Source organism: Pseudomonas sp. HLMP, assembly GCF_046365545.1.
In the GTDB taxonomy this organism is placed as follows: domain Bacteria; phylum Pseudomonadota; class Gammaproteobacteria; order Pseudomonadales; family Pseudomonadaceae; genus Aquipseudomonas; species Aquipseudomonas guariconensis_B.
On the sequence record NZ_JBDLLR010000001.1, the window covers coordinates 92,372 to 115,940 of the forward strand.

Here is a 23,569-nt window from a genome sequence, read left to right on the forward strand (position 1 = left end):
TGGGCGGGGCTCAGGGCGCCTTGAGGTCCAGTGCCAGGTCCCTGGCCGCTTTGGTGGCCAGCACGCTCATGAGTTTGTTCATTTCATCCTGACGCCCGATACCACCCTCTGCGCTACCCATCATTACGCCTGGCACCGGGGCCCGTGCTGCGGCATCGGCCCAGGCACGGTTGATCTGCACCAGTGCGTCGAGCTTGGTTTGCAGGGCGCCGTCGGCCTTGAGCGATGCCTCACGGGCGTAGGCCTCGGCGTCGGCCGTGATCTTGGTCGCTTCGGCATTGACCCTGGCCTTGTCCCGCAGCAGTTCGGCGGTTTGCTTGTCGATCTCGGCACGCCGGTGCTCCCGTTCGGCATTGATCAGCGTGAGCTGCTTCTCCGTTTCGGCTTCGGTGGTGCGTTCGATCTGCTGACGCAGGCTTTCCTGGCGCTTGGCCTCGACATCCTTGGCGCCGCGGGCGGAGACCAGCTCCTTCTCTTCTTCCTCCTTGAGGCGGTTCTGCCGGGCCACCGCCAGCTCGGCCAGTGCCTGCTGCACCCGTACCATCCGTTGCTGGTACTGCGGGTTGGGGTCGATATGCGTCACCCGCGCATCGACGACCTCGACACCGAACAGGCGAAACTGCTGTTGCTTGCGCAGCTCCTGACCATCCTTGTCGAGCTTCTTCTCGATGATGAAGCGGGTCGAGGAGTTGTCACCGAAACTGCCCTGGTCGGTGCCGGCCTGGAGAATGGCGGTCTGTGCCGGGAAGTTGTCACGTTTGACGCGCACTTCCTTGCGGCTGGTCAGGTACAGGCCATTGCGCAGCTGGTTCTCGAATTCGGCACCGAAGTGGCTGCGGTTGCCTGCGTAGTAGTCGTCGGCGCTCATCAGCGAGGCCGTGGCTTGGAGGGTTTCCTTGACCGCTGGCAGCAATGCTCGCTGGAGGAAATTGTCCGGCGTCCGGTATTCCTGGGCGATCTTCAGGAACGCTTCCCCCGAGGGCAGGCGAAACTGGGTGCTGAATTCGGCCTTTGCGTCGACATTCCCCAGGAACACGATGGGCAGGTTCTGCAGGACCACCGCAGGTTGCCCACGAGGGGTGTCCTCCTGCTGATCCACCTGCAAGGCCGACTGGACGCCGATGGTACGGCGCCAGACGGTGCTGCGGCCAAACCACTTGGTCGCATAGCCGACGTCCTCGACCACTTTCTCTTCGCCGAAAATGGTGCGCACGTGGGTCATCTGACCCGCCTCGTTGTAGAAGAACACCTTGTCGAAAAGTATTGCGAGGGCGCCAAGGGCGAGTGCCGGGAGAGCGATGCTGGTGACGAGTTTGCGGTGCTTGCGCAGGAAGGCGGCGGATCCAACCAATGGATTCGTATGCATGGGAACTCCTTATCCGGGGGAGCGGGCATGCTGGCGATGGACGCGGCTCATTTCCATCAGGTGAATCGGTTGTCTCTGTGGGAGGCGTCCCAAGCCTCTGTCAGTCGATGCGTTCAGCGGCCATTGGGGCTGCAAAGCAGCCCCAATGCGCTTGATTGATTGGCATTGCGTAGCGGCGGAGTCAAACCCCCGCGGCGAGCTTGGCACTCATCTGCCGACGACGATAGGCACTGTCGCGGGTCGCCAGCCACCAGTACAGCGGCGAAGTCACTGCCAGCCCCACCAGCCACGACAGGTCGGCACCGTTGATGTGCGCGGACACCGGGCCTACGTACAGCGGCGTGTTCATGAACGGGATCTGCACCGCGATACCCACGGCATAGGCGATCAGGGCCTGCGGGTTGTAGCGCCCGTAGATACCGCCATCGACCTTGAAGATCGACTGGATGTCGTAGTCGCCCTTGTGGATCGCATAGAAGTCGATCAGGTTGATCGCCGTCCACGGTACCAGCACCACCAGCAGCACCAGGACCATGTCGACGAAGTGGCCGATGAAGTCCGCCGAGGCGAACACCGCCACCACGCAGCAGGCCGCCAGGACGATCAGCGACAGCACCGCACGGCTCTTGGCGGTGGGGATCCAGCGGTAGGCGAAGGTCTGCACCAGGGTGATGATCGACAGCACCGCGCCATACAGGTTGAGGGCGTTGTGGCTGATCACGCTGAGCAGGAACAGCACCAGCATCAGCGGGCCGATGGCACCGGTGGCGAGTTTGACCGCGTCCATGGTGTCCATGCCCGCGGGGATCGCCAGCACCGCCACCGCACCGAACACGAACGACAGGCTCGAGCCCAGGGCCGAACCCAGGTAGGTGGTCCAGAAGGTCGACGACACCTTCACGTCGGCCGGCAGGTAGCGCGAATAGTCCGACACGTACGGGGCGAAGGCGATCTGCCAGAGGGCCGCCAGGGACACCGTGGCCAGCCAGCCGGAGATGTTGAAGCCACCGCGGGTGAGGAAGTCGTCGCTCTGGATGTGGCTGAAGATGTAGCCGAAGCCGACCACGATGCCGATGCCCAGCACCCAAGTGCCGATGCGGTTGAGCACGTGGATGAAGCGGTAGCCGATGATGCCGATGATCCCCGAGCCCAGGGCACCGATGACGATGCCCACCGGCACCGGCACGGCCTCGACCACCCCATGCAGGGACTTGCCGGCCAGGACGATGTTGGAGGCGAAGAAGCCGATGTACATCACCCCGGCGATCACCACCACCAGCAGCGCGCCGAGGGAGCCGAACTGGGCGCGGCTCTGGATCATCTGCGGGATGCCCATCTGCGGGCCCTGGGCCGAGTGCAGCGCCATCAGCACGCCGCCGACCAGGTGGCCGACCAGGATGGCGACGATGCCCCAGACGAGGTTCAGGTTGAACAACTGCACGCCCAGCGCGCCGGTGACGATGGGCAGAGGCGCGATGTTGCCGCCGAACCAGAGGGTGAACAGATCCCTTACCTTTCCATGGCGGTCCTGCGGGGGCACGTAGCCGATCGTGTGTTTTTCTATGAGGGGTGCCGATGTGGCTGCACTGGTCATGACGGACTCCAAGGCAAGGAGGGGCGCGCGGGCGTGCCCGGGTGCGTGCCGGCAAGGGGCGACGCGTTCTTGTTGGCGCGATCATGCGGGGTGCGGGAGGATCGATAAATTAGTAAATATGTACCCATAAGCGTTAAAAAAACTAAGGCTGGCAAACGGTTGGAAACGGGCGGGTGCAAGGCCCTGTCGGACGGTGTATCCTTCATTTGATGTAGATATCCCGTCAAATGAGGTTATCCATGGCCGAGACGACAGAAAAACCACGTGTCCGCCGCTCCGCGCCCGCCAGGCGAGGCGCTGACGGGCGTTATGTCGCGATCGAGGGCGGGCGCAAGGCAACCGTCGAAGCCCGCGAGGCCAGCGGTGTGTTCTGGGGCTACTCCAAGGCCCATGACCAGCTCACCGAGGCAGAGCGCCTGGTGCAGATCCGCGACGGCTTGCCCGCCAGGCTCTACCAGGAGGTCAAGCGCCTGTTCAGCTTGCCGGAGAAGCAACTGGCCGAGCTGTTCAATGCGTCGATTTCCACGCTCGAGCGCCGCGTGCGCGATAACCAGCCACTCGATGCGGTGGCCTCTGAGCGCCTGGACCGGATCGCCGAGATCACCCACCAGGCGGTGGCGGTGTTCGAGAGCGAGGCCGATGCCATCGCCTGGATGTCCCGGCCCAACGATGCCCTGGGCGGCACTGCGCCGGTCATGCTGTGCGAGACCGGGATCGGCGCCAAGCAGGTGCGCCGGGTGCTCAATGCCCTGGAGTGGGGCGGCGTCGCCTGATGCTGGCCTGGCGCGTGGCCAAGGCGTCGCGGGCGGACGACCTCAGCGGTCGGGGCGCGGCCATCGTGGGAGGGCGCTGGAACCAAGTCGACGTCCCCGCGCTGTACATGGGCCTGACCCCGGCCATCTGCAGCCTGGAGACCTTCGTCCATGCGTCCGGGCGCCCGCAGTTTCCACTCAAGATCACCTGCTTCGAGTTGCCCGGCGATCCCGCCCTCTATCTCGAGCCCGGGCCTGCCGAGCTGCCCGCGGGCTGGGATGCGCTGCCGGCCGATAGCCCGAGCATGGCCTATGGCACCCGCTGGCTCCAGGCGCGCAGTCACCTGGGCCTGATCGTGCCCTCGGTGGTGCTGCAACTGGAGCGCAACCTGGTGGTCAACCCGCTGCACCCGGCGATCGGCGAGGTCCGGGTGCGGGAGGTGTTCGACTTCGTCTATGACGAGCGGATGTTCAAGGTGCGCAGCAGATGAGCCGCGTAATGCCTACGGGAGCAGCTTTACCGGGGCGCCGTATCGTTCAGGAGGCGCCGAGCACCTTGCCGAGCAGTTGGCACACCTGCTCGGCGGAGTAGGGCTTGGCGAGGAAGTCGAAGCCCTGGTGGCCGCCTTCGGCGATGGCGTCGCTGTAGCCGGAGGTGAGGATCACCGGCAAATGCGGGTGGCGCTGTCGCAGCTCCCGGGCCAGTGCCAGGCCGCCCATGCCCGGCATCACCACATCGGAAAACACCGCATCGAAGCTGCCCTGCGTACCGTTCAACTGCTCCAGGGCGTCCTCGGCCGAGGTCGCCCAACTGATCTGGTAGCCATGGTCCTTGAGGATCTGCGCGGTGAAACTGCCGACATCCGGGTTGTCCTCCACCACCAGGATGCGCCGCCGGCCGTCGTTGCCATGGAGCGTGACGCAGGTTTCGGGGGGGGTGTGTTCGTCCTGGAGTTGCGTCACCTGCGGCAGGTAGAGGGTGAAGGTGGTGCCCTGGCCCGGCACGCTGGCGACCTGTATGTCGCCGCCGGATTGCTTGACGAAGCCGAAGACTTGCGACAACCCAAGGCCTGTGCCCTGGCCTGCGGCCTTGGTGGTGAAGAATGGATCGAAGATGCGCTCGAGCAGCTCCGGAGCGATGCCGACACCGCTGTCGATCACCGAGATGGCCGCGAACGGCCCGGGTTGTGCAGGTTGCCCATGCAGGCTGGGCATGGCTTGGTCCGGCGACAGGCGCAGGCGCAAGGTGCCTTCGCCGGCCATGGCGTCGCGGCCGTTGATCATCAGGTTGATGATCGCGGTTTCCAGTTGGGCGAGGTCGGCGCGGACATGGCAGGGCGCGTCGGGCAGTTCGAGGATCACCTTGATCCGCGCGCCGGTGGCGGTGGCGAGCATCTCGCTCATGGCTTCCAGCCGGGGGCCGGCCTCGAACACCTGGGGGCTGAGGGTCTGGCGGCGGGCGAAGGCCAGCAGTTGGCCGGTCAGCTTGGCGCCACGATCGACCGTTTCGGCCATGGTCCTGAGGTAGCGCTGGCGGCGTGTTTCGTCGAGGTCTGGGCGCTGCAGGAAGTGCAGGGACGAGCGGATGATGGTCAGCAGGTTGTTGAAGTCGTGGGCCACGCCACCGGTCAGCTGGCCGATGGCTTCGAGTTTCTGGGCCTGGCGCAGCACCGCCTCGGTGTGCAGCAACTGCAGGGTGCGCTCCTGTACCCGTTGCTCCAGGGTGGCGTTGAGCGCTTCCAGTGCCGCTGCCGCCTCGCGCATCTTGGCATGGGCCTGGGCCCGCTGGATATGGGCCCAGCAGCGTTCGGTAACCTGCCCGATCAAGGATCGCTCGTAGTGGGTCCAGGTGCGCGCGAGCTTGTCGTGAATGGACATCAAGGCGGTCAGGCGGCCGTCCTTGATCAAGGGCATGCAGATGCTGGCGGTGATATCCAGGGCCTTGAACGCCGCCGCATCCGCGGCGGGCAACTGCCGAAAGGTGTCGTCGATCACCAGGGCCTGGCCGGCGCGCAGGCGGTTGACCACCTGTTCGCCGAAGTCGGAGATGCGATACCGGCCGACCAGGCGCGGCTGGCCTGGCGCCACCCAGTCGCCGCAGACGGTGACACCGTCCTCGTCGGGGTCCACCACAGCATAGGCGCAGCTGGACAGTTGCAGGTGCTCGCCGAGCATGCATGTGGTGACGGCCATGATCCGCTCAGGGTCGGTGACGTGGGCCACAGCCCGGCCCAGGCTGTCGAGAAAGTGCAGGCGCTGGTTGCTCACCACGCTGGTGGTGGTTTCGGTCACCGTGTCGAGCATGCCCACGACCTTGCCGTCCAGGTCGCGGATAGGGCTGTAGCAGAAGGTGAAATAGGCTTGCTCGGGGCCGCCGCGGCGATCGATGACCAGGGGAAAGTCCTGGATGTACACGGCTTGGCCGGCCAGGGCCAGTTGCGCCATGTGGCTGATCTCGCTCCAGGCTTCCTGCCACACGTCGCTGAACGGGCGACCGAGGGCGGACGGTTTTTCACCGAGGATCTCGGAGAAGGCGTCGTTGTGCAGGGTGATCAGTTCCTGGCCCCAGAGCACGGCCTGGGGGAAGCGCGAGGTCAGGCACAGGGCCACCGAGGTCTGCAGCACATGTGGCCAGGTGTCCAGCGCCCCCAGGGGCGTGGCTGCCCAGTCGTGGTGGCGGATGCGTTCGGCCATGAGCCCACCGCCTTCTAGCCATTTCGCCATGTGCGCTGCCGCTCCTTTGCATGGGGATCAATAGGGTGCACCCGCAAGCGGCGGTTGGCGAGAGATTTTATGCAGGCTGTGGCGCAGTGCCAGTCAGTTGAGCGGCGCTTTGTCATTTTTGGGGCTGCCTTGCAGACCATCGCTGGCAAGCCCCACAAGGTGTGAGTCGACCCCAAAATGATACGGTTTGCAGGGACCATGGGGAGCCGGCTTGCCGGCGATGGGGCCACCACGACTGGCGAGTCAGCGAATGAAGTGCACCTTGCCGGTATCGTCGTTGCCCATGTAGATGCCATATACCCCGGCCTGGCGCTCGAGGATGTAGCGCTCGAGGATCTGCCGGATGGCGGGGTAGTAGATCTCGTCCCAGGGGATCTCGTCGGGCCCGAAGAAGCGGTAGGCCAGGGTCTCGGGGCCGTGCTGGCCGGTCTCCTGCGTGGCGATGGCGCGGAAGATGATGTACACCTCGCTGATCCTCGGCACGCTGAAGATGGAGTAGGGCGAGACGATCTCGGCCTGCACGCCGCTTTCCTCCCAGACCTCGCGCAGGGCTGCCTGCTCGGTGGTCTCGCCGGCCTCCATGAAGCCTGCGGGGAGGGTCCAGGTGCCGGGGCGCGGGGGGATGGCTCGCTGGCACAACAGGTACTTGCCGTCGCGCTCGATGATGCAGCCGGCGATGATCTTCGGGTTGATGTAGTGGACGTAGCCACACCCCGTGCAATGCAGGCGTTCGTGGGTGTCGCCGTTGGGAACGCCCCGGGCCAGTTCCGTGGTGCAGTGCGGGCAATAGCGCGGGGCGTTGGGCATGGTCAGCGGCCTATGCGAGGGTCTTTGAGGACCAGCGGCTCGACGATCGCACGCACCGTGCTGTTGTCGTCCTGCTTCTGGCGCAGGTAGTCCAGGGCCACCTTGGCGGCGGCGCGCACATGGTCGACCGAGGCCTGGTGGGCGGCCTGTGGGTCGCCGCTCTTGATCGCCTCGACGATCTTCTCCATCTCGCGGTTGCTGGCGCCACGGCGGTTCTCCTGGGACACCGAGGTGGCGCGCAGGTAGCTGATGCGCGCTTGCAACTGGCGCAGCTGGGTGGCGGCGACCTTGTTGCCCGAGCCTTCCAGGAGCACGTCGTAGAAGCCTTGCACCGAGTCGAGCACCTGCTGCAACTCGCCTTCCTCGAGGGCCTCGCGATTCACTTCCAGGGCGCGCTCCAGGGCGCGGATGTCCTTGGCCTTGGCGTTGAGGGTGAACAGCTGGACGATCAGGCCTTCGAGCACGCAGCGCAGCTCGTAGATGTCGCGGGCGTCTTCCAGGGTGATGATCGCCACCCGTGGGCCCTTGGCGTCGGCGAACTCCACCAGGCCTTCGGACTCCAGGTGGCGCAGGGCCTCGCGCACCGAGGTGCGGCTCACGCCGAGGCGGTCGCAGAGGTCGCGTTCGACCAGGCGATCGCCGGGCAGCAGGTGGAAGTTCATGATCGCCCCGCGCAGTTTGTCGAGCACGATTTCGCGCAGGGTAACGGGGTTGCGGTTGACCTTGAAGCTGTCGTCGAGGGGCTGGCGTTTCATCGAGTGCGCTCTGAATGAGGCTGCCCGGCCGCAACCGCTGGAGCACCACGAACCTGGGGCGCTCCATGCAGGGGTTCGAACAGCCCGCTGTTAACGGGTTGGCTCCGCATCGGCTTCTGCGAACGCTTCGCGGGCCAGGCGGAAGCTGTCCACCGCCGCGGGCACGCCGCAATAAATGCCGACCTGGAGCAGGATCTCGCGAATCTGTTCACGGCTCAGGCCATTACGCAAGGCGCCGCGGATGTGCAGCTTGAGCTCGTGGGGCCGGTTGAGCGCGGAAATCATGGCCAAGTTTATCATGCTGCGCTCTTTGAGCGACAAGCCGTCGCGGCCCCAGACATGGCCCCAGCAGTATTCGGTGACCAGTTCCTGCAAGGGCTGGGTGAAGTCGTCGGCGTTCTGGATCGAGCGGTTGACGTAGTCCTCGCCCAGCACCTGGGTGCGGATCGCCAGGCCTTTTTCGTACTTCTCGTTGCTCATGTGCCGTGTTCCTGCATGGTTGAAAAAAGGGGGGCCGCAACCGAAGGTGAGGGGGACAGTGCGGCCCCCCGGAAACAATGGGGCTGCTGTGCAGCCCCGGCTCAGCCCAGCGAGGGCAGGGCGCCGAGCTTGCCCTTGTGGTAGACCATCGGTGTCACCGGCTCCTGCGGCAGGATCAGGTTCTTCACCTGGCCGACGATGATCGCGTGGTCGCCGCCGTCGTACTCGCGCCACAGCTCGCACTCGATGATCGCCGTGGCCTTGGCCAGCAGTGGGTTGCCCAGCTCGCTCAAGTGCCAGTCGATGCCCTTGGCCTTGTCCTTGCCTTTACCGGCGAAGGCGTAGGCCTCAGCGGTCTGGTCGGCGGACAGCAAATGGATGGCGAACTGCTTGCTGTCGCGCAGGATCGGGTAGGTGTCGGAGGCGTAGTTGGGGCAGAACAGCACCAGTGCCGGGTCGATCGACAGCGCGCTGAAGGCGCTGGCGGTGATACCGACGATGGCGCCGTCGGCGTCCAGGGTGGTGACCACCGTGACGCCGGACGGGAAGGAGCCCATCACGTCTTTGTAGATGCCGGGTTCGATCATCTTGTGCTACCTCGATCAACGCATCACGAACGGGTCGGGCATGGGCGCCGTGGACAGGTTGATCCACACCGTCTTCAGCTCGGTATAGGCCAGCACCGAATCGATGCCGCTCTCGCGGCCGTAGCCGCTGTTCTTGAAACCGCCGATCGGCGCCATGGCCGAGACCGCGCGGTAGGTGTTGACCCAGATGATCCCCGAGCGCACGTCGCGGGCCAGGCGGTGGGCGCGGCCCAGGTCGCGGGTCCAGATGCCGGCAGCCAGGCCGAACTGCGAGTCGTTGGCGATGGCCAGCGCCTCATCCTCGGTCTTGAAGCGGATCACTGCCGCCACCGGGCCGAACACTTCTTCCTGCATGATCTTCATCGAGTTGCTGTCGCACTCGAACAGGGTCGGCTCGTAGAACCAGCCGTCGCCCTCGACCTCGGCACGCTTGCCGCCCAGGCGCAGCTTGGCGCCTTCGGCCTGGGCCGCGGCGACCAGGCCCTCGACCACGGCCAGTTGCTGGGCGGTGGCCATCGGGCCCATTTCGCTGGCGTCGTCCTGCGGGTTGCCGATGCGGATGCGCTTGGCGCGCTCGACCAGGCGCTCGACGAAGGTGTCGAAGATCTCGTCCTGCACCAACAGGCGCGAGCCGGCCACGCAGCTCTGCCCGGAGGCGGCATAGATGCCGGCCACCGCGCCGTTGACGGCGCTGTCCAGGTCGGCGTCGGCGAAGATGATGTTCGGCGACTTGCCGCCCAGTTCCAGCGACAGCTTGGCGAAGTTCTCGGCGCTGCTGCGCACCACGTGGCGGGCGGTGGCGGCGCCACCGGTGAAGGCGATCTTGCGCACCAGCGGATGGCGGGTCAGCGCCGCGCCGGTGCTTGGGCCGAAGCCGGTGACCACATTGACCACGCCGGCCGGGAAGCCGGCCTCGAGGGCCAGGCGGGCCAGCTCGAGGATGGTCGCCGAGGCGTGTTCGGACGGCTTGAGCACGATGGTGTTGCCGGCGGCGAGCGCCGGGGCCAGCTTGATCGCGGTCAGGTACAGCGGGCTGTTCCAGGGGATGATCCCGGCCACCACGCCGATCGGCTCGTGCACGGTGTAGGCGAACAGGTCCGGCTTGTCCAGGGGCAGGGTGCCGCCCTCGAGCTTGTCGGCCAGGCCCGCGGTGTAGTGGAAGAACTCCGGCAGGTAGCCGACCTGGCCGCGGGTCTCGCGGATCAGTTTGCCATTGTCGCGGCTTTCCAGCTGGGCCAGGTGTTCCTTGTTCTCGGCGATCAGGTCGCCCAGGCGGCGCAACAGCTTGCCCCGCGCGGTGGCGGTCAGGCCACGCCAGGCCTTGCTCTCGAAGGCGCGCTGGGCGGCTTGCACGGCCAGCTCCACATCGGCTTCATCGGCGTCGGGCAGTTGCGCCCAGGCCTTGGCGGTGGCCGGGTCGAGGCTGTCGAAGGTCTTGCCGCTCTGGGCATCGCGCCATTGGCCGTCGATGCACATCTGGAAACGAACGAGGGTCATGCAACAATCCCCTTGGCGGATTCGGTGAGGGTGTGGGCGTGCTTGAGGAAGTCCAGCAGCATCTTGTTGACTTCACGCGGCGCTTCCACCGGCATCATATGCCGTTGTTCGGCCAGGACCACGCTGCGAGCGCCCGGGATGCGCGCGGCCAGCTGGCGGGTCATGTCCGGGGTCGACCCCAGGTCGTGCTCGCCGGTGGCGATCAGGGTCGGCACCTGGATGCTGCCGAGGTCATCGGCGCGGTACATGTCCTGGGTGGCGAACAGCTTGTAGGTGGTCAGGTAGCCCTGCGGGTCGTTGCTGGCCAGGGTCTGGCGGATGGCCGCGACCTGCGCCGGGTTGGCCGCCTGGTACTCGCGGCTGAACCAGCGTGCCAGGGCCGCTTCGGCATTGGCGTCGGGGCCGTGTTCGGCGGCTTGGGCGGCGCGCGCGATGACCCCGGCGCTCTGCTCGGGGCTGCGGTTGAACACGCTGTTGAGCACCACCAGCGCCGCCAGGCGCTGTGGATGGTGCAGGGCGAAGGCGCGCGCGACCAGGCCACCCATGGAGAAGCCGATCACCGTGGCCTGCGGGATCTGCAGGTGGTCGAGCAGCTCGGCCAGTTGCGCGGCATAGCCTTGCAGGTCGGTGTCGGCAGCGGGTCGTGGGCTCTGGCCGTGGCCGAGCATGTCGTAGGCGATGACGCGGTAGTCGCCGGCCAGGCCGACGAACTGCCCGCCCCACATTTCCTTGTTCAGGCCCACGCCGTGGATCAGTACCACAGGCTGGCCCTGGCCGAGGCTCAGGTAACTGGTCCCGGCCGGTGTACGTTCAGCAACAGGCTGAATCATGGAGGGCGCTCCTCAAGGTCGGGCGTGGCGGCAGTGCTTGCACGCAACGCCCCGGCCCGTCTGGTTGTTGTTATTGAGCGTTGGCTTTCTCGGCCGCCAGTTCTTCCAGGTCGATGTAGCGGTTACCGATGCGCGGGTGCAGGCGGCCGCCATCGGAGGCGCCCAGGACCACGACGATCTCGTCGGCGCGGGGGGCGTCTTCGATCTGCATCTCCAGGGTGATGTAGTGCGAGCGCAGGCCTTCGTCGTCCTTCTGCATCATCGGGATCTGGATCGAGGTGCCCGGGCCGCCGCGCTTGTTGGTGAAGCTCAGGTAGCTCTTGGCCTGGACCGCTTCGCGGTAGTGGTTGCCGAAGCGCAGGGTATGGATCACCGCGGAAGCGTGCTCGATCTCGCCGTCAGCGCCGACCACGGCGGCCTTGCCATAGGCTTCGATCTTGTCGGCACCGCCGATCGCCGCGCACAGGCGCTCGACCATCAGCGCGCCCAGCTCGGAGCAGTTGGCACGGATTTCGGGCTTGAGGTCTTCGACGAAACCGCGACCGGCCCACGGGTTCTTGATCACCACGGCCAGGCCGACCATGGTCACCGGCTTGTCGGTAGCCTTGCCGCCTTCGATGCGGGTCTCTTCGGAGTAGGTGACGATCTTGCGGATTTCGAAACTCATGAGCGGCTCCTGTGGAGGGTTATCAGGTCTTGTTGTCTGATGGTATACCATAATATCGATAGCGCAAGAGGCGGGACGAAAATTTCTCTAGGGCGGCTGCACGCTACAAGTCGCAAGCGAAGCGCGTCGGCTGAACCTTCGCGCTCGCTACTTGCGATTTCGGGTGGACGGCGCGTACCGCTTTTACTTGCAGCTTGCCGCTAAAAAAACGCCCGCTCCCGAGAGCCACGGGGCCCCAGGAGCGGGCTGGTCCCGCGCTATTGCTGGTGAGGGGTGTCAGGCGAACGCCGGCACCACTTCCTTGATGAACAGCTCCAGCGACTTCTTCTTCTCGGCGTGCGGCAGGCTGTTGTCGCACCAGAAGCTGAACTCGTCGACGCCGAGTTCCTGGTAGTACTTGATGCGCACGATGATCTCTTCCGGGGTGCCGATCATGGTGTTCTTGCGGATGTTCTCCAGCTCGAACGCCGGCACCTCGGCGAACTTCGACTCCGGGCTGGGCTCCAGGAAGCCGTTGACCGGCGTGGTCTTGTTGCCGAACCAGGCATCGAAGGTGCGGTAGAAGCGCGAGATGGCTTCGGCACCGACCCTCCAGCCTTCCGGCTCGGACGGGCTGTGCACGTGGGTGTGGCGCAGTACCATCAGTTGCGGGCGCGGCACGTCGGGGTTGTTGTCCAGGGCAGCCTGGAACTTGTTCTTCAGGTCCAGGACCTCCTCGTCACCCTTCATCAGCGGGGTGACCATGACGTTGCAGCCGTTCTTCACCGCAAAGTTGTGCGAATCCGGGTCGCGCGCGGCAATCCACATCGGTGGCAGGCTTTTCTGCACCGGCTTGGGCACGCTGGTGGAGGTCGGGAACTTGTAGACCTCGCCTTCATGGGCGTAGTCGCCTTGCCACAGCTTGCGTACCACCGGGACCATCTCACGCAGGGCCTTGCCGCCGTCGGTGGCCGGCATGCCGCCCGCCATGCGGTCGAACTCGAACTGGTAGGCGCCACGGGCCAGGCCCACTTCCATGCGGCCGTTGCTGATCACGTCGAGCAGGGCGCATTCGCCCGCCACGCGGATCGGGTTCCAGAACGGCGCGATGATGGTGCCGGCACCCAGGCGGATCGTCTCGGTGCGCGCGGCCAGGTACGCCAGCAGCGGCATCGGGCTGGGCGAGATGGTGTATTCCATGGCGTGGTGTTCGCCGATCCATACGGTGCTGAAACCGCCGCGCTCGGCCATCAGGGTCAGTTCGGTCAGGTCTTCGAACAACTGGCGGTGGCTGACCTGCTCATCCCAACGTTCCATGTGCACGAACAACGAAAATTTCATGGGGCTTTCCTCGGAGCTTGAAAGTGTCGCCTGTCGGGACAGGCGTCAGGAGTCTCGACGGATGCCTGGGCACCCGTCATAAGGTGACTTCAGGCGAAGGCCGGCAGGCTGGCCATCTTGCCGCGGCAATAGACCATCGGCCGCGGCGCCTCTTCAGGGACGATCAGGTTGTGCACCTTGCCGACCATGATGGCGTGATCGCCCCCTTCGTATTCGCGCCACAGCTCGCACTCGATGATCGCCGTGGCGTTGGCCAGCAGCGGGTTGCCGAGTTCGCTCAGGGTCCACTGGATGCCGGCGGCCTTGTCCTTGCCCTTCTTGGCGAAGGCATAGGCCTCGGCTTGCTGCTCGCCGGAGAGCAGGTGGATGGCGAAGCGCTTCTGCTTGATCAGCACAGGGTAGGAGTCGGAGCTGTAGTTGGGGCAGAACAGCACCAGCGGCGGGTCCATGGACAGGGAGGAGAAGGCGCTGGCGGTGAGGCCGACGATCGAGCCGTCGTCGTCCAGGGTGGTGATGACCGTGACGCCGGACGGGAAGGAGCCCAGGACGTTCTTGTAGACGGTTGCGTCGATCATGGCGTGTTCCTCGGAAGGGACTGCGGTGGTCCGCGGTTGTTATCGTTGATGTGTCTGATGGTATACCGTAATACCTGTTTTGCAAGCGGAATTTTTTCTCCCCTGGTGCATGCGATGAACGGTACAGGCCCCGTATTCCTTGGCGTGGCTCCATCTACGGGCGCTGCCGGGCCGGGCGCGAGGCAGATCAGATGCACTGAAAAAGCGCAGCTCAGTGTTGTCAAAGTTTTGGAATACCATAATATGGTGCGCAGCTGAGAGGCCGCCTCGAGCGGTTTCCTTACAAAGATAAAAACGACCTTTCGAGCTGAAACCTATGTCCCAACCGTCGTCGCAACACCAGTTTGTCGAAAACCACACGGTCGATTACGTTCCACCCGCCGAGCGCCATGGGAAGGCGCGCGACCTGTTCACCCTCTGGTTCAGTACCAACATCGCGCCACTGCCCATCGTCACGGGGGCCATGGTGGTCCAGGTGTTCCACCTGAACCTGCTGTGGGGCCTGGTCGCCATCGTGCTGGGTCATCTGCTGGGTGGCGTGGTCATCGCCCTGGCCTCTGCGCAGGGACCGCAGCTGGGCATTCCGCAGATGGTCCAGAGCCGTGGCCAGTTCGGCCGCTACGGCGCCTTGCTGATCGTGTTCTTCACCGCGCTGATCTACGTCGGCTTCTTCATTTCCAACATCGTCCTGGCGGGCAAGTCGATCCACGGCATCGCCCCCAGCGTGCCGATGCCCACGGCCATCGTCATCGGTGCCCTGAGCGCCACCGCCATCGGGGTGATCGGCTACCGCTTCATCCATGCCCTCAACCGCATCGGCACCTGGGTCATGGGCTCGGCGCTGCTGGCCGGCTTCATCATGATGTTCGCCCAGCAACTGCCGGCCGACTTCTTCAGCCGCGGCGCGTTCAACCTGTCCGGCTTCATCGCCACCGTGTCTTTGGGCACCATCTGGCAGATCAGCTTCTCGCCGTACACCTCCGACTATTCACGCTACCTGCCGCGCGAGATCGGCATCGGCAAGCCATTCTGGGCCACCTACTTCGGTGCGACCCTGGGCACCATCCTGTGCTTCAGCTTCGGTGCGGTGGCGGTGCTGTGCGTACCTGAGGGCACTGATGCCATGGCTGCCGTGAAGCAGGCCACCGGTTGGCTGGGGCCGATCCTGATGGTGCTGTTCCTGCTCAACATCATCAGCCACAACGCCCTCAACCTGTATGGCGCGGTGCTGTCGATCGTCACGGCGATCCAGACCTTCGTCGCCCACTGGACACCGAGCGTCAGGGTGCGGGTCGCCCTGGCCTCGGTGATCCTGGTCGGCTGCGGGGTAGTCGCGTTGAACGCCTCGGCGGACTTCATCGGCCAGTTCATCGGCCTGATCCTGGCGTTGCTGCTGGTGCTGGTGCCCTGGGCGTCGATCAACCTGATCGACTTCTACCTGATCAAGAAAGGCCAGTACGACATCGCCTCGATCTTCCGCGCCGATGGTGGGATCTATGGGCGTTTCAACCACCACGCGATCGTCGCCTATGCCTGCGGCATCCTGGTGCAACTGCCGTTCGCCAACACGTCGCTGTATGTGGGGCCTTATTCGAATCTGGTCGAAGGAGCGGACCTGTCGTGGCTGTTCGGGTTGCTGGTGACCTGCCCGCTGTACTACTGCCTGGCGACCCGGAGCCAGCAGCAGAAGGTGGCAGGGGTGGTCGGGGCGAGCGAGTGAGCCTGTCCTGATCGCGCTCCCGATGGCTTGCAATGCGCTACCCACCGTGAGGGCTAGACTGAAACCTTTCCAACCCGTCCACGGAGCACGACCATGACCAGCAAGAACACCCTCTGCCTCTGGTACGAAAAGGACGCGCTGGAGGCGGCGACCTTCTATGCCAAGACCTTCCCCGACAGCGCAGTGGGGGCGGTGCACCATGCACCAGGCGACTTTCCGTCGGGCAAGGCGGGCGATGTGATCACCGTCGAGTTCCGCGTCATGGGCATCCCCTGCGTAGGGCTCAACGGTGGGACGGCGTTCAAGCATACCGAAGCGTTCTCGTTCCAGGTCTGCACCGAAGACCAGGCCGAGACCGACCGCCTGTGGGACGCCATCGTCGGCAACGGCGGCCAGGAGAGCGTCTGTGGCTGGTGCAAGGACAAATGGGGCGTGTCATGGCAGATCACCCCCAGGGTCCTGCTCGAGGCCATCGACAACCCCGACCGGGCCGCGGCCAAACGGGCATTCGACGCCATGATGGGCATGACCCGGATCGATGTCGCGGCGATCGAGGCGGCGCTGAAGGGCTGAAAGGGCGAGCGAAGGTGGGCGTGCAGCGACACCTTTGATGCAGGTCAAGCGGTCCCCCGCGTACAGAGGCACGATCAGGGCATCCTTCCCTTGCCTGCGAGGTGTGCCATGTCCGATCAACAACGCCTGATGCTCGTCGTCTCCCCGCTGATGCGGCGTACCTCGGCCTACGACCGGGCCGTGGCCCTGGCCAAGGCCAAGGGCATGGCGCTGCACATCGTCGCCTTCGACTACCTGGAGGGCCTGGCCACCGCCGGGCTGGTCAACCCCCAGGCCCTGGCGGCGTTGCGCCAGGGCTATGTCGAGCAGCACCGGCAATGGCTGGAAAGCCAGGCTGCGCCGATGCGCCGCAATGGCCTGACGGTCACCACCGAGGTGGTCTGGGTCGAGGATGCGCTGGAGGAGATTCTCGTGCACCTGCGCGAACACCCCTTCGCCATGCTGATCAAGGACATCGAGCACGAGTCCCGCCTGATGCGGGCCTTGTTCACGCCCCTCGACATCCAGTTGCTGCGAGAGTGCAAGGTGCCCATGCACTTCGTCGGCCAGAGCCGCCATGCCTTGCCGCAGCGGGTGCTGGCAGCGGTCGACCTGTCGCGCCCGGCGCAGCAGTACGAAGGCTTCAACGAACGCATCGTCGGCGAGGCGGCGAAGCTGGCCATGCAATGCGGCGCCCAGCTCGACCTGCTCTACGCCTATGACCTGGGGGCGCTGTACGATGAGGCCGACGACAGTGGTCGGCGTTCCTTCCTGTTCAGCTCCAACCTCTCCGAGACGCTGTACACGGCCCAGCGCGAAGCGTTCGACGAACTGGCCGAGCGCAACGGCATCGCCCTGGAGAACCGCCACATGATCACCGGCGACCCGGCCAAGGTCCTGGGGCAGTTCGTGGAGAACCATGGCATCGACATCGTGCTGATGGGCCGCACCCACCATCGCGGGCTGGCCAAGTACATCGGCAGCACGGTCGAGCGGGTGTTGTACAAGCTGCCAGGCAGCGTGCTGGTCATCACGCCGGACGCCGCCGACGGTTGAGAACCCAAGGCACCCTCGGCGCAGGATCCGACTGAACCCTCGCGGCCCGTGGCTACCCAACGCATTACATGCTCACGGGAGAACGCTCATGGAGATCGGAACGATCTGGATCATCATCGCCGCCATCGTCATCCTGCTGGAGATGCTGGCCATCTGGCACATCATCGGCAGCGAGCGACGCGCCGAACGCAAGATGCTGTGGATCGTCTTCGTGGTCTACGCGCCGATTCCCGGCCTGATCGTGTGGGCCTGGATGGGGCCACGGGCGGTGAAGGGCAGGGCCGTACTGCAGGAAAAATGACGACTCAATGCACCGTCTTGCGCTGCCTGACGCAGTCCTGGGCCTGCTCCCCCAGCGCGTCCAGGCGTGCATCCCGCTGTTGCTCCGCCTCGATCATCGCCGCCTGGCCATGCTGCTTGAGCAGGTAGGCATGGATCTGCCGCACCTCGAGGGTGCGATAGATCGGTGCGATGTCCAGGCGGCCGACCAGCGCTTCGCTGGCCTGGCCGGTGCTGCTCATCAGCACCTGCGGTCCATTGGCGGCCACCACCTGCATGCCCATCGTCTCGAACCAGGGCACCAGGCTGGCGAAGACGTTCAGCTCCACGCAGGCATAACGTGATTGCAGGTCGGCCAGCAGCGCCCGGGCGATCCCCTGGCGGCGATGGCTCGTGGCCACGGCAAGGAAGGCCAGGGTGCAGGCTTGGTCGTTGTCCTGGGCGGGCAGCGACAGGGCGAAGCCGAGCAGCCGCTGCGGAGCCTCGGCATCCAGGGCCAGGGTCAGTTCCACCGCCAGGCCGCGGGTGCCGTCCATGGCCTGCAGGTATTGGTGGACCTCCAGGCCGACCCCGTACTGGTACAGCGGATAGAGCGGATTGTCCGGGCTGATGGCAACGCTGCTCAGCTCGCCGACATGGTCGATCACCAGTTGGCGGATCTGGTTCTGGAAGGACTCGGGGGGCACGCCGTCAGGGCGGCTCAGGATGAACATCGGGGCAGGCTCCGGCATCTGTTGGGTCTTCCCACGCCGGGTGGGGCGGGGTGCACAGTCTAACCATCGGGTGGCGCGGGGCAAGCCCGCCACGGCGATCGCAACGCACGAAGCGTTCCGATCGCCCCCGGCTCTCAGGTAAGCTCGTCTTTCCAGCGAGATACCGCGAGAACCCGCATGACCCCGACCTACCTCACCCTCGACAGCCTGCTCACCGGTCGCGCCCGGCCTTTCACCCGCCCCGGTTCGTACAGCGGCATCGACAAGCATCCCCGGCAAGGGCCGCTCAAGGTGACGTTCCTGGGCCTGGAGGGGGACGAGCAGGGCGACCTGCGGGTTCACGGCGGGGTGGAAAAGGCCCTCCACCATTATCCGCGCGAACACTACGCCCAGTGGGCCGAGGCGCTGGGCGGGCATCCGCTGCTGGCCCAGCCCGGCGCCTTCGGCGAGAACTTCAGCAGCACCGGCTGGCGTGAGTCGGACGTCTGCCTGGGCGACCGTATCCGCGTGGGCTCGGCCCTGCTGGAGATCTCCCAGGGACGTATGCCTTGCTGGAAGCTCAATGATCGCTTCGGCGTGGCGCAGATGGCCTTGCAGGTCCAGCAGAGCGGACGCACGGGCTGGTATTACCGGGTGCTGGAGGAGGGCACGGTCGAGGCCGGCGACGCCTTGCAATTGGTCGAGCGCCCCCATGGCGACTGGTCCGTCGCACGGCTGTCGGCGGTGCTGTTCGACAAGCGCCTGGAACCCGAGTTGTTGCGCGAGTGCCTCACGCTGCCCTTGGTGCCATCCTGGCGCAAGACCTTGCAGCGGCGCCTGGAGCAGCACCAGGTCGAAGACTGGGCGCCACGCCTGCAAGGCAGGCCCGCATCATGATCGCCTTGTCATTCTCGTGTGTCGAAGGAGCAAGCCATGGCCTATGACGTGGACGATCGCCTGGTGATCGGCGTGGCGTCGAGCGCGGTGTTCGACCTCAGCGACTCCGACGCGGTATTCCGTCGCGAGGGCGAGGCCCAGTACCGCAAGTACCAGGAGCAACACCTGCATGTGCCGCTGGGCAAGGGCATCGCTTTTCCCTTCATCAAGCGCCTGCTGGCGATCAACGACCTGCGCGACGACCCTGACGATCCCTTGGTAGAGGTCGTGCTGTTGTCGCAGAACGACCCGGACACCGGGCTGCGGGTGATGAAGACCATCGAGCACTACGGCCTGAACATGACCCGGGCGATCTTCATGCAGGGCCGTTCGCCCTACGAGTACATCCCGGCACTGAACATCGCCCTGTTCCTTTCCGCCGACAGGGCCCATGTGGACGCGGCGATCCAGGCCGGCTACCCGGCCGGGCAGGTGCTCGACTCCCGGTTCGACGACGATGAGCATGACACCGGCCTGCGCATCGCCTTCGACTTCGATGGCGTGCTGGCCGGCGACGAGTCGGAGGCGGTGATGCAGCGCGATGGCTTGCAGGGCTTCCATGCCCATGAGGTGACCAATGTCGCCCAGCCCCACAACCCTGGGCCGCTCAAGGAGTTCTTCGTGCGCATCGCGCGGATCCAGGCGGTCGAGGAACGCTACAAGCTCGACCACCCCGGCTATGAGAACCGCCTGCGGGTGTCCATCGTCACCGCGCGCAACGCGCCGTCCCATGAGCGTGCGCTGACCACCTTGAAGAGCTGGGGCGTGATGGCCAACGATGCGTTCTTCCTCGGCGGCATCGAGAAGCGCCGGGTGCTGCAGGTACTCAAGCCGCACATCTTCTTCGACGACCAGTCGGGCCACCTGCAGGGCACCAGTACCGTGGTGCCCTCGGTGCATGTGCCGTTCGGCGTGGTCAACCAGCCGGCCTGAGCCTCAGAACCAGCGGTCGTTGCGCTTGCGCCCGCGGGTCAGGGCCGGCAGGATCAGGCCCGCGAGCAGGCCGGCACCGGCGATGCTGCCGCCGTAGACCATGTAGCGCATCATCACCTGCTTGTTCTCGTCGCCCAGGCGTGCCTGGGTGTCACGCAACGACGACTGGGCCTGGTCGAGCTGCTCGTTGAGCGCCTTGTTGCGCGCCTCCAGCTCGTCGATCAGCGCCTTGCGCGAGTCCAGGGTTTCCTGCATGCCCTGCACGCGGTTCTTCCAGCTGTCGTCGATGGTCTTGAGCTGCTCGGAGAGCTGGGCGACCTGAGCGTCCAGCTGGGGCAGGCGCTCGGCCTGGCCGGGCACGGCCTGCAGGTCGCTGGTGAGGATCCACACCAGGTCGCCGTTCTGCCCGCGTACCTGGCTGTAGCTGCCCTGGGTGCCGATCAGCGTGACCTTCTGCCCGGCCTTGAGCGTGCCGACGATGCGGTGGCCGTTGGTCGGGCCGCTGCGTACGTAGGTACTCAGGGTGTCGCTGACCCAGCGTGCGTCGCTGGCCGGTTCTTCGGCATGCACGGGGGCGGCGAGGGCGATCAGGGCGGCGATCAGGCTGCCGCGCAGGGCGGGAAGGGCGGAGGAGGCTGGGCGCAAATCAGGCATGGTGGTCTTCGCTGAAACAGGACGGAAAAAGGCCCGGGTCACGGGGCCGTCGAACCGGTCGGTGGATTGACCGTCAGCGAAAGACCGTTTTTATCGAGGCAGGTTCACTGCTTGGGGTAGGAAATGTCTACAGGATGTTGCGTCGTCCCGGGCTTCAGATAGGGGGGCGCAAGCGCCCCCGTAGCCTCAGGTCACGACCTGGTAGCAGGGCACATAGTCGGCCCCGCCCGGCAGCTTCATCCGGTGCTGGTCGACGAACGCCTGCAGCAGCCGGCCCAGCGGGTCGAGCACTGCGCTGTCGCCACGGATCTGGTACGGCCCGTGCTCCTCGATCAGGCGGATTCCCTTGTCCTTGACGTTGCCGGCGACCACCCCGGAAAACGCCCGGCGCAGGTTGGCGGCCAGCTCATGGGGTGGCAGCTCATGGTGCAGCTCGAGGTTGGCCATGTTCTCGTGGGTCGGGTCGAACGGGCGCTGGAAGCTTTCCTCGATCTTCAGCAGCCAGTTGAAGTGGAAGGCATCGTTGCGCTCGCGGCGGAACTGCTTGACCGCCTTGAGGCCCTCGACCATCTGCCGGGCCACCTCGGCCGGGTCGTCGATGATGATCTGGTAGTGGCTCTGCGCCGCCTCGCCCAGGGTGGCGCCGACGAAGGCATGCAACTGCTGCAGGTAGGCCTCGGCGCTGCGCGGGCCGGTGAGGATGACCGGGAACGGCAGGTCCTGGTTGTCCGGGTGCATGAGGATGCCCAGCAGGTACAGGAACTCCTCGGCGGTGCCGGCGCCGCCGGGGAAGATGATGATGCCATGCCCGACCCGCACGAACGCCTCCAGGCGTTTCTCGATGTCCGGCAGGATCACCAGCTCGTTGACGATGGGGTTGGGCGCCTCGGCGGCGATGATGCCAGGCTCGGTCAGGCCCAGGTAGCGGCTGCCGTGCATGCGCTGCTTGGCATGGGCGATGGTGGCGCCCTTCATCGGCCCCTTCATCACGCCCGGACCGCAGCCGGTGCAGACGTCCAGCTTGCGCAGGCCCAGCTCGTGGCCAACCTTCTTGGTGTACTGGTATTCCTCGCTGCTGATCGAGTGGCCGCCCCAGCACACCACCATCTTCGGCTCCACGCCGGGGCGCAGGGTGCGGGCGTTGCGCAGCAGGTGGAAGACGTAGTCGGTGATGCCCTGGGAGCTCTCCAGGTCGATGCGCTGGCTGGCCAGCTCGCTCTCGGTATAGACGATGTCGCGCAGGGCGCTGAACAGCATCTCGCGGGTGCTGGCGATCATCTCGCCGTCGACGAAGGCATCGGCCGGCGCGTTGAGCAGTTCGAGGCGCACACCGCGGTCCTGCTGGTGGATACGGACTTCGAAATCCTGGTAGGCCTCGAGGATGGTCTTGGCATTGTCGACATGGGCGCCAGTGTTGAGGATGGCCAGGGCGCACTGGCGGAACAGGGTGTACAGGCTGCCGGTACCGACTTCGCTCAGTTGCTGGACTTCACGTTGCGACAGCGTCTCCAGGCTGCCTTTGGGGCTGACGGATGCGTTGATGACATGGCGTTGGGGCATCTAAGTCTTTCCTGTGCGTATGGAACTTCCTACTGGGATACCACCATACCGACAAATGCGCGCCGCAACGAGAGGGGGGCCCAAAAAGCTTGGCGCCCCTGCCATTCATCCGAACAGGCGCTGTACGCCATGGACGATCGCCAGGCCACCGCCGACCAGCCAGAGGTTGAGAATCGCCCCCGTGAGCAGGGCGCGAGGGCCAGCCTGGCGGATTTGACTGAAACGGGTCTCCATGCCCAAGGCGGTCATGGCCATGGTCAGGGCGAAGGTGTCGAGACCGTTGATCGTGGTGACCAGTGTGGTGGGCAGTATGTGCAACGAGTTGACCAACACCAGCAGGAGGAAGCCAAAGGCGAACCATGGTACTGCGATCCGGCCGCCCCCCTGGGCTTGGTCGTTCCGGCGCGAGTGGCTGATCCACACGCCGACCACCAGCAGTACCGGCACCAGCAGCAATACACGGGTCATCTTGACGATGGTGGCGATGTGGGTGGCCTCGGGGCTGACGTTGCTGGCCGCGCCGACGACCTGGGCCACCTCGTGGAGGGTGCCACCGAAGAACAGGCCCACGCCGACGGTATCGAGGTGTATCCAACCGGCAGCGACCGCCAACGGGTAGAGGAACATCGACAGGGTGCCGAACAGCACCACGCTGCCCACCGCCATGGCAGCCTTGTGCGGTTGGGAGCGCAGCGCCGACTCGAAGGCCAGCACTGCCGCAGCGCCGCAGATCGCGCTGCCGGCTGCGGTGAGCAATGCGGTGTCGCGGTCCAGTTTCATCAGCTTCATGCCGACCCACAGGCCCACTAGCAGGGTGCTGGCGACCACCAGTAGCGAGACCGTCAGGCCCGACCAGCCGACCTGGGCGATTTCCTGCAGGCTCACCCGCAGGCCGAAGAACGCCACGGCCAGGCGCAGCAAGTTGCGCGCGGAGAAATTCACCCCCGCTGCCCAGCTTTCCGGCAGCCCATGGCGCAGGCCATTGCCGTACAGGGCACCAGCGACGATGCCGACGATCAGCGGGCTGATGCCTAGGCTGGAGATGGCCGGCAGGGCAGCCACTTGAGTGACCGCGAGCGCGAACAGAGCAACGAACAGGATGCCGTTGAGCCGCCCACGGGTGGTGTGGGTAGGCGCAAGGGCGGGGGCCGAAGGGGTCGTGGCCATGGTAGGACCTCCGATCTGGGGTGATGAGGCCTACGTTAATTCAGTTATAAGCTTATAAAAAATCGT

At 65.5% G+C, this 23,569-nt stretch carries 24 protein-coding genes; 8 read left to right on the plus strand and 16 right to left on the minus strand.

What is annotated here, in order from left to right; all coding sequences use genetic code 11:
- Window positions 1–10 precede the first annotated feature (10 nt).
- Together ABFA30_RS00575 and ABFA30_RS00580 are read right to left on the minus strand one after the other, a co-directional pair.
- A complete protein-coding gene (locus tag ABFA30_RS00575; protein WP_410045044.1) occupies window positions 11–1,366 on the minus strand; it encodes an SPFH domain-containing protein in 1,356 nt (451 codons plus the stop codon).
- Between the two features lie 181 nt (window positions 1,367–1,547).
- Window positions 1,548–2,960 carry a purine-cytosine permease family protein gene (locus ABFA30_RS00580; protein ID WP_410045045.1) on the minus strand — a complete coding sequence of 471 codons (1,413 nt, stop codon included), beginning with the start codon at window positions 2,958–2,960 and terminating at the stop codon, window positions 1,548–1,550.
- Between the two features lie 239 nt (window positions 2,961–3,199).
- Between ABFA30_RS00580 and ABFA30_RS00585 the strand changes: the two genes are divergently transcribed.
- On the plus strand, window positions 3,200–3,733 hold the full coding sequence (locus ABFA30_RS00585; protein WP_225790824.1) for an antitoxin Xre/MbcA/ParS toxin-binding domain-containing protein: 534 nt from the start codon (window positions 3,200–3,202) through the stop codon (window positions 3,731–3,733).
- Window positions 3,733–4,203 (plus strand): RES family NAD+ phosphorylase, encoded by a 471-nt coding sequence (locus tag ABFA30_RS00590; protein WP_410045046.1) that lies wholly within the window; start codon window positions 3,733–3,735, stop codon window positions 4,201–4,203. Before ABFA30_RS00585 ends, ABFA30_RS00590 begins: the two co-directional genes overlap by 1 nt.
- A 46-nt stretch (window positions 4,204–4,249) precedes the next feature.
- Here the strand turns inward: ABFA30_RS00590 and ABFA30_RS00595 are convergent, their stop codons facing one another.
- The 10 genes from ABFA30_RS00595 to ABFA30_RS00640 form a co-directional block, all read right to left on the minus strand.
- Window positions 4,250–6,436 carry a response regulator gene (locus ABFA30_RS00595; RefSeq protein WP_410045047.1) on the minus strand — a complete coding sequence of 729 codons (2,187 nt, stop codon included), beginning with the start codon at window positions 6,434–6,436 and terminating at the stop codon, window positions 4,250–4,252.
- 243 nt (window positions 6,437–6,679) lie between these two features.
- The gene (locus tag ABFA30_RS00600) at window positions 6,680–7,243 is read right to left on the minus strand and encodes an NUDIX hydrolase (RefSeq protein WP_225790821.1); all 564 of its coding nucleotides are present in this window, start codon (window positions 7,241–7,243) and stop codon (window positions 6,680–6,682) included.
- Window positions 7,244–7,245: 2 nt separating this feature from the next.
- Window positions 7,246–7,998, minus strand: a complete 753-nt coding sequence (locus ABFA30_RS00605; protein WP_225790820.1) for a GntR family transcriptional regulator — start codon at window positions 7,996–7,998, stop codon at window positions 7,246–7,248.
- 90 nt (window positions 7,999–8,088) lie between these two features.
- The gene (locus ABFA30_RS00610) at window positions 8,089–8,478 is read right to left on the minus strand and encodes a carboxymuconolactone decarboxylase family protein (protein WP_225790819.1); all 390 of its coding nucleotides are present in this window, start codon (window positions 8,476–8,478) and stop codon (window positions 8,089–8,091) included.
- 101 nt (window positions 8,479–8,579) lie between these two features.
- Window positions 8,580–9,065, minus strand: a complete 486-nt coding sequence (locus ABFA30_RS00615) for a flavin reductase family protein (protein WP_225790818.1) — start codon at window positions 9,063–9,065, stop codon at window positions 8,580–8,582.
- 15 nt (window positions 9,066–9,080) lie between these two features.
- Window positions 9,081–10,562, minus strand: coding sequence for an aldehyde dehydrogenase (locus tag ABFA30_RS00620; protein ID WP_225790817.1), 1,482 nt, complete (start codon window positions 10,560–10,562; stop codon window positions 9,081–9,083).
- Window positions 10,559–11,392 carry an alpha/beta fold hydrolase gene (locus ABFA30_RS00625; RefSeq protein WP_225790816.1) on the minus strand — a complete coding sequence of 278 codons (834 nt, stop codon included), beginning with the start codon at window positions 11,390–11,392 and terminating at the stop codon, window positions 10,559–10,561. Before ABFA30_RS00625 ends, ABFA30_RS00620 begins: the two co-directional genes overlap by 4 nt.
- Window positions 11,393–11,462: 70 nt before the next feature.
- Entirely contained in the window at window positions 11,463–12,059 is a 597-nt protein-coding gene (locus ABFA30_RS00630; protein ID WP_225790815.1) for an amino acid synthesis family protein, read from the minus strand.
- 276 nt (window positions 12,060–12,335) lie between these two features.
- Entirely contained in the window at window positions 12,336–13,379 is a 1,044-nt protein-coding gene (locus ABFA30_RS00635) for an LLM class flavin-dependent oxidoreductase (protein ID WP_410045048.1), read from the minus strand.
- A gap of 89 nt (window positions 13,380–13,468) precedes the next feature.
- The gene (locus ABFA30_RS00640) at window positions 13,469–13,954 is read right to left on the minus strand and encodes a flavin reductase family protein (protein ID WP_225790813.1); all 486 of its coding nucleotides are present in this window, start codon (window positions 13,952–13,954) and stop codon (window positions 13,469–13,471) included.
- Window positions 13,955–14,270: 316 nt separating this feature from the next.
- Here ABFA30_RS00640 and ABFA30_RS00645 point away from each other — a divergent pair, with 316 nt between their 5' ends.
- The 4 genes from ABFA30_RS00645 (at window position 14,271) to ABFA30_RS00660 (ending at window position 17,583) form a co-directional block, all read left to right on the plus strand.
- The gene (locus ABFA30_RS00645) at window positions 14,271–15,674 is read left to right on the plus strand and encodes a purine-cytosine permease family protein (protein WP_225790812.1); all 1,404 of its coding nucleotides are present in this window, start codon (window positions 14,271–14,273) and stop codon (window positions 15,672–15,674) included.
- A 93-nt stretch (window positions 15,675–15,767) separates the two neighbouring features.
- On the plus strand, window positions 15,768–16,247 hold the full coding sequence (locus ABFA30_RS00650) for a VOC family protein (RefSeq protein WP_225790811.1): 480 nt from the start codon (window positions 15,768–15,770) through the stop codon (window positions 16,245–16,247).
- A 108-nt stretch (window positions 16,248–16,355) separates the two neighbouring features.
- On the plus strand, window positions 16,356–17,282 hold the full coding sequence (locus tag ABFA30_RS00655) for a universal stress protein (protein ID WP_253081620.1): 927 nt from the start codon (window positions 16,356–16,358) through the stop codon (window positions 17,280–17,282).
- 88 nt (window positions 17,283–17,370) lie between these two features.
- On the plus strand, window positions 17,371–17,583 hold the full coding sequence (locus ABFA30_RS00660; RefSeq protein ID WP_225790809.1) for a PLD nuclease N-terminal domain-containing protein: 213 nt from the start codon (window positions 17,371–17,373) through the stop codon (window positions 17,581–17,583).
- A gap of 4 nt (window positions 17,584–17,587) precedes the next feature.
- On the opposite strand, the gene ABFA30_RS00665 is transcribed toward ABFA30_RS00660, so the two are convergent.
- Window positions 17,588–18,274, minus strand: a complete 687-nt coding sequence (locus tag ABFA30_RS00665; RefSeq protein WP_410045049.1) for a GNAT family N-acetyltransferase — start codon at window positions 18,272–18,274, stop codon at window positions 17,588–17,590.
- Window positions 18,275–18,451: 177 nt separating this feature from the next.
- On the opposite strand from ABFA30_RS00665, the gene ABFA30_RS00670 reads away from it, so the two are divergent.
- Both ABFA30_RS00670 and ABFA30_RS00675 read left to right on the plus strand, forming a co-directional pair.
- Entirely contained in the window at window positions 18,452–19,150 is a 699-nt protein-coding gene (locus tag ABFA30_RS00670) for an MOSC domain-containing protein (RefSeq protein ID WP_410045050.1), read from the plus strand.
- Window positions 19,151–19,186: 36 nt separating this feature from the next.
- Window positions 19,187–20,122 carry a 5'-nucleotidase gene (locus ABFA30_RS00675; protein ID WP_410045051.1) on the plus strand — a complete coding sequence of 312 codons (936 nt, stop codon included), beginning with the start codon at window positions 19,187–19,189 and terminating at the stop codon, window positions 20,120–20,122.
- Window positions 20,123–20,125: 3 nt separating this feature from the next.
- Here ABFA30_RS00675 and ABFA30_RS00680 read toward each other — a convergent pair whose 3' ends face one another.
- The 3 genes from ABFA30_RS00680 to ABFA30_RS00690 form a co-directional block, all read right to left on the minus strand.
- A complete protein-coding gene (locus ABFA30_RS00680) occupies window positions 20,126–20,776 on the minus strand; it encodes a TIGR04211 family SH3 domain-containing protein (protein ID WP_253091334.1) in 651 nt (216 codons plus the stop codon).
- Window positions 20,777–20,962: 186 nt separating this feature from the next.
- Complete coding sequence (ppnN, locus tag ABFA30_RS00685; protein ID WP_225790804.1) at window positions 20,963–22,336, minus strand: nucleotide 5'-monophosphate nucleosidase PpnN; 1,374 nt, start codon at window positions 22,334–22,336, stop codon at window positions 20,963–20,965.
- Window positions 22,337–22,441: 105 nt separating this feature from the next.
- Window positions 22,442–23,503: a YeiH family protein gene (locus ABFA30_RS00690; RefSeq protein ID WP_225790803.1), complete on the minus strand. Its 1,062-nt coding sequence runs from the start codon at window positions 23,501–23,503 to the stop codon at window positions 22,442–22,444.
- Window positions 23,504–23,569 lie beyond the last annotated feature (66 nt).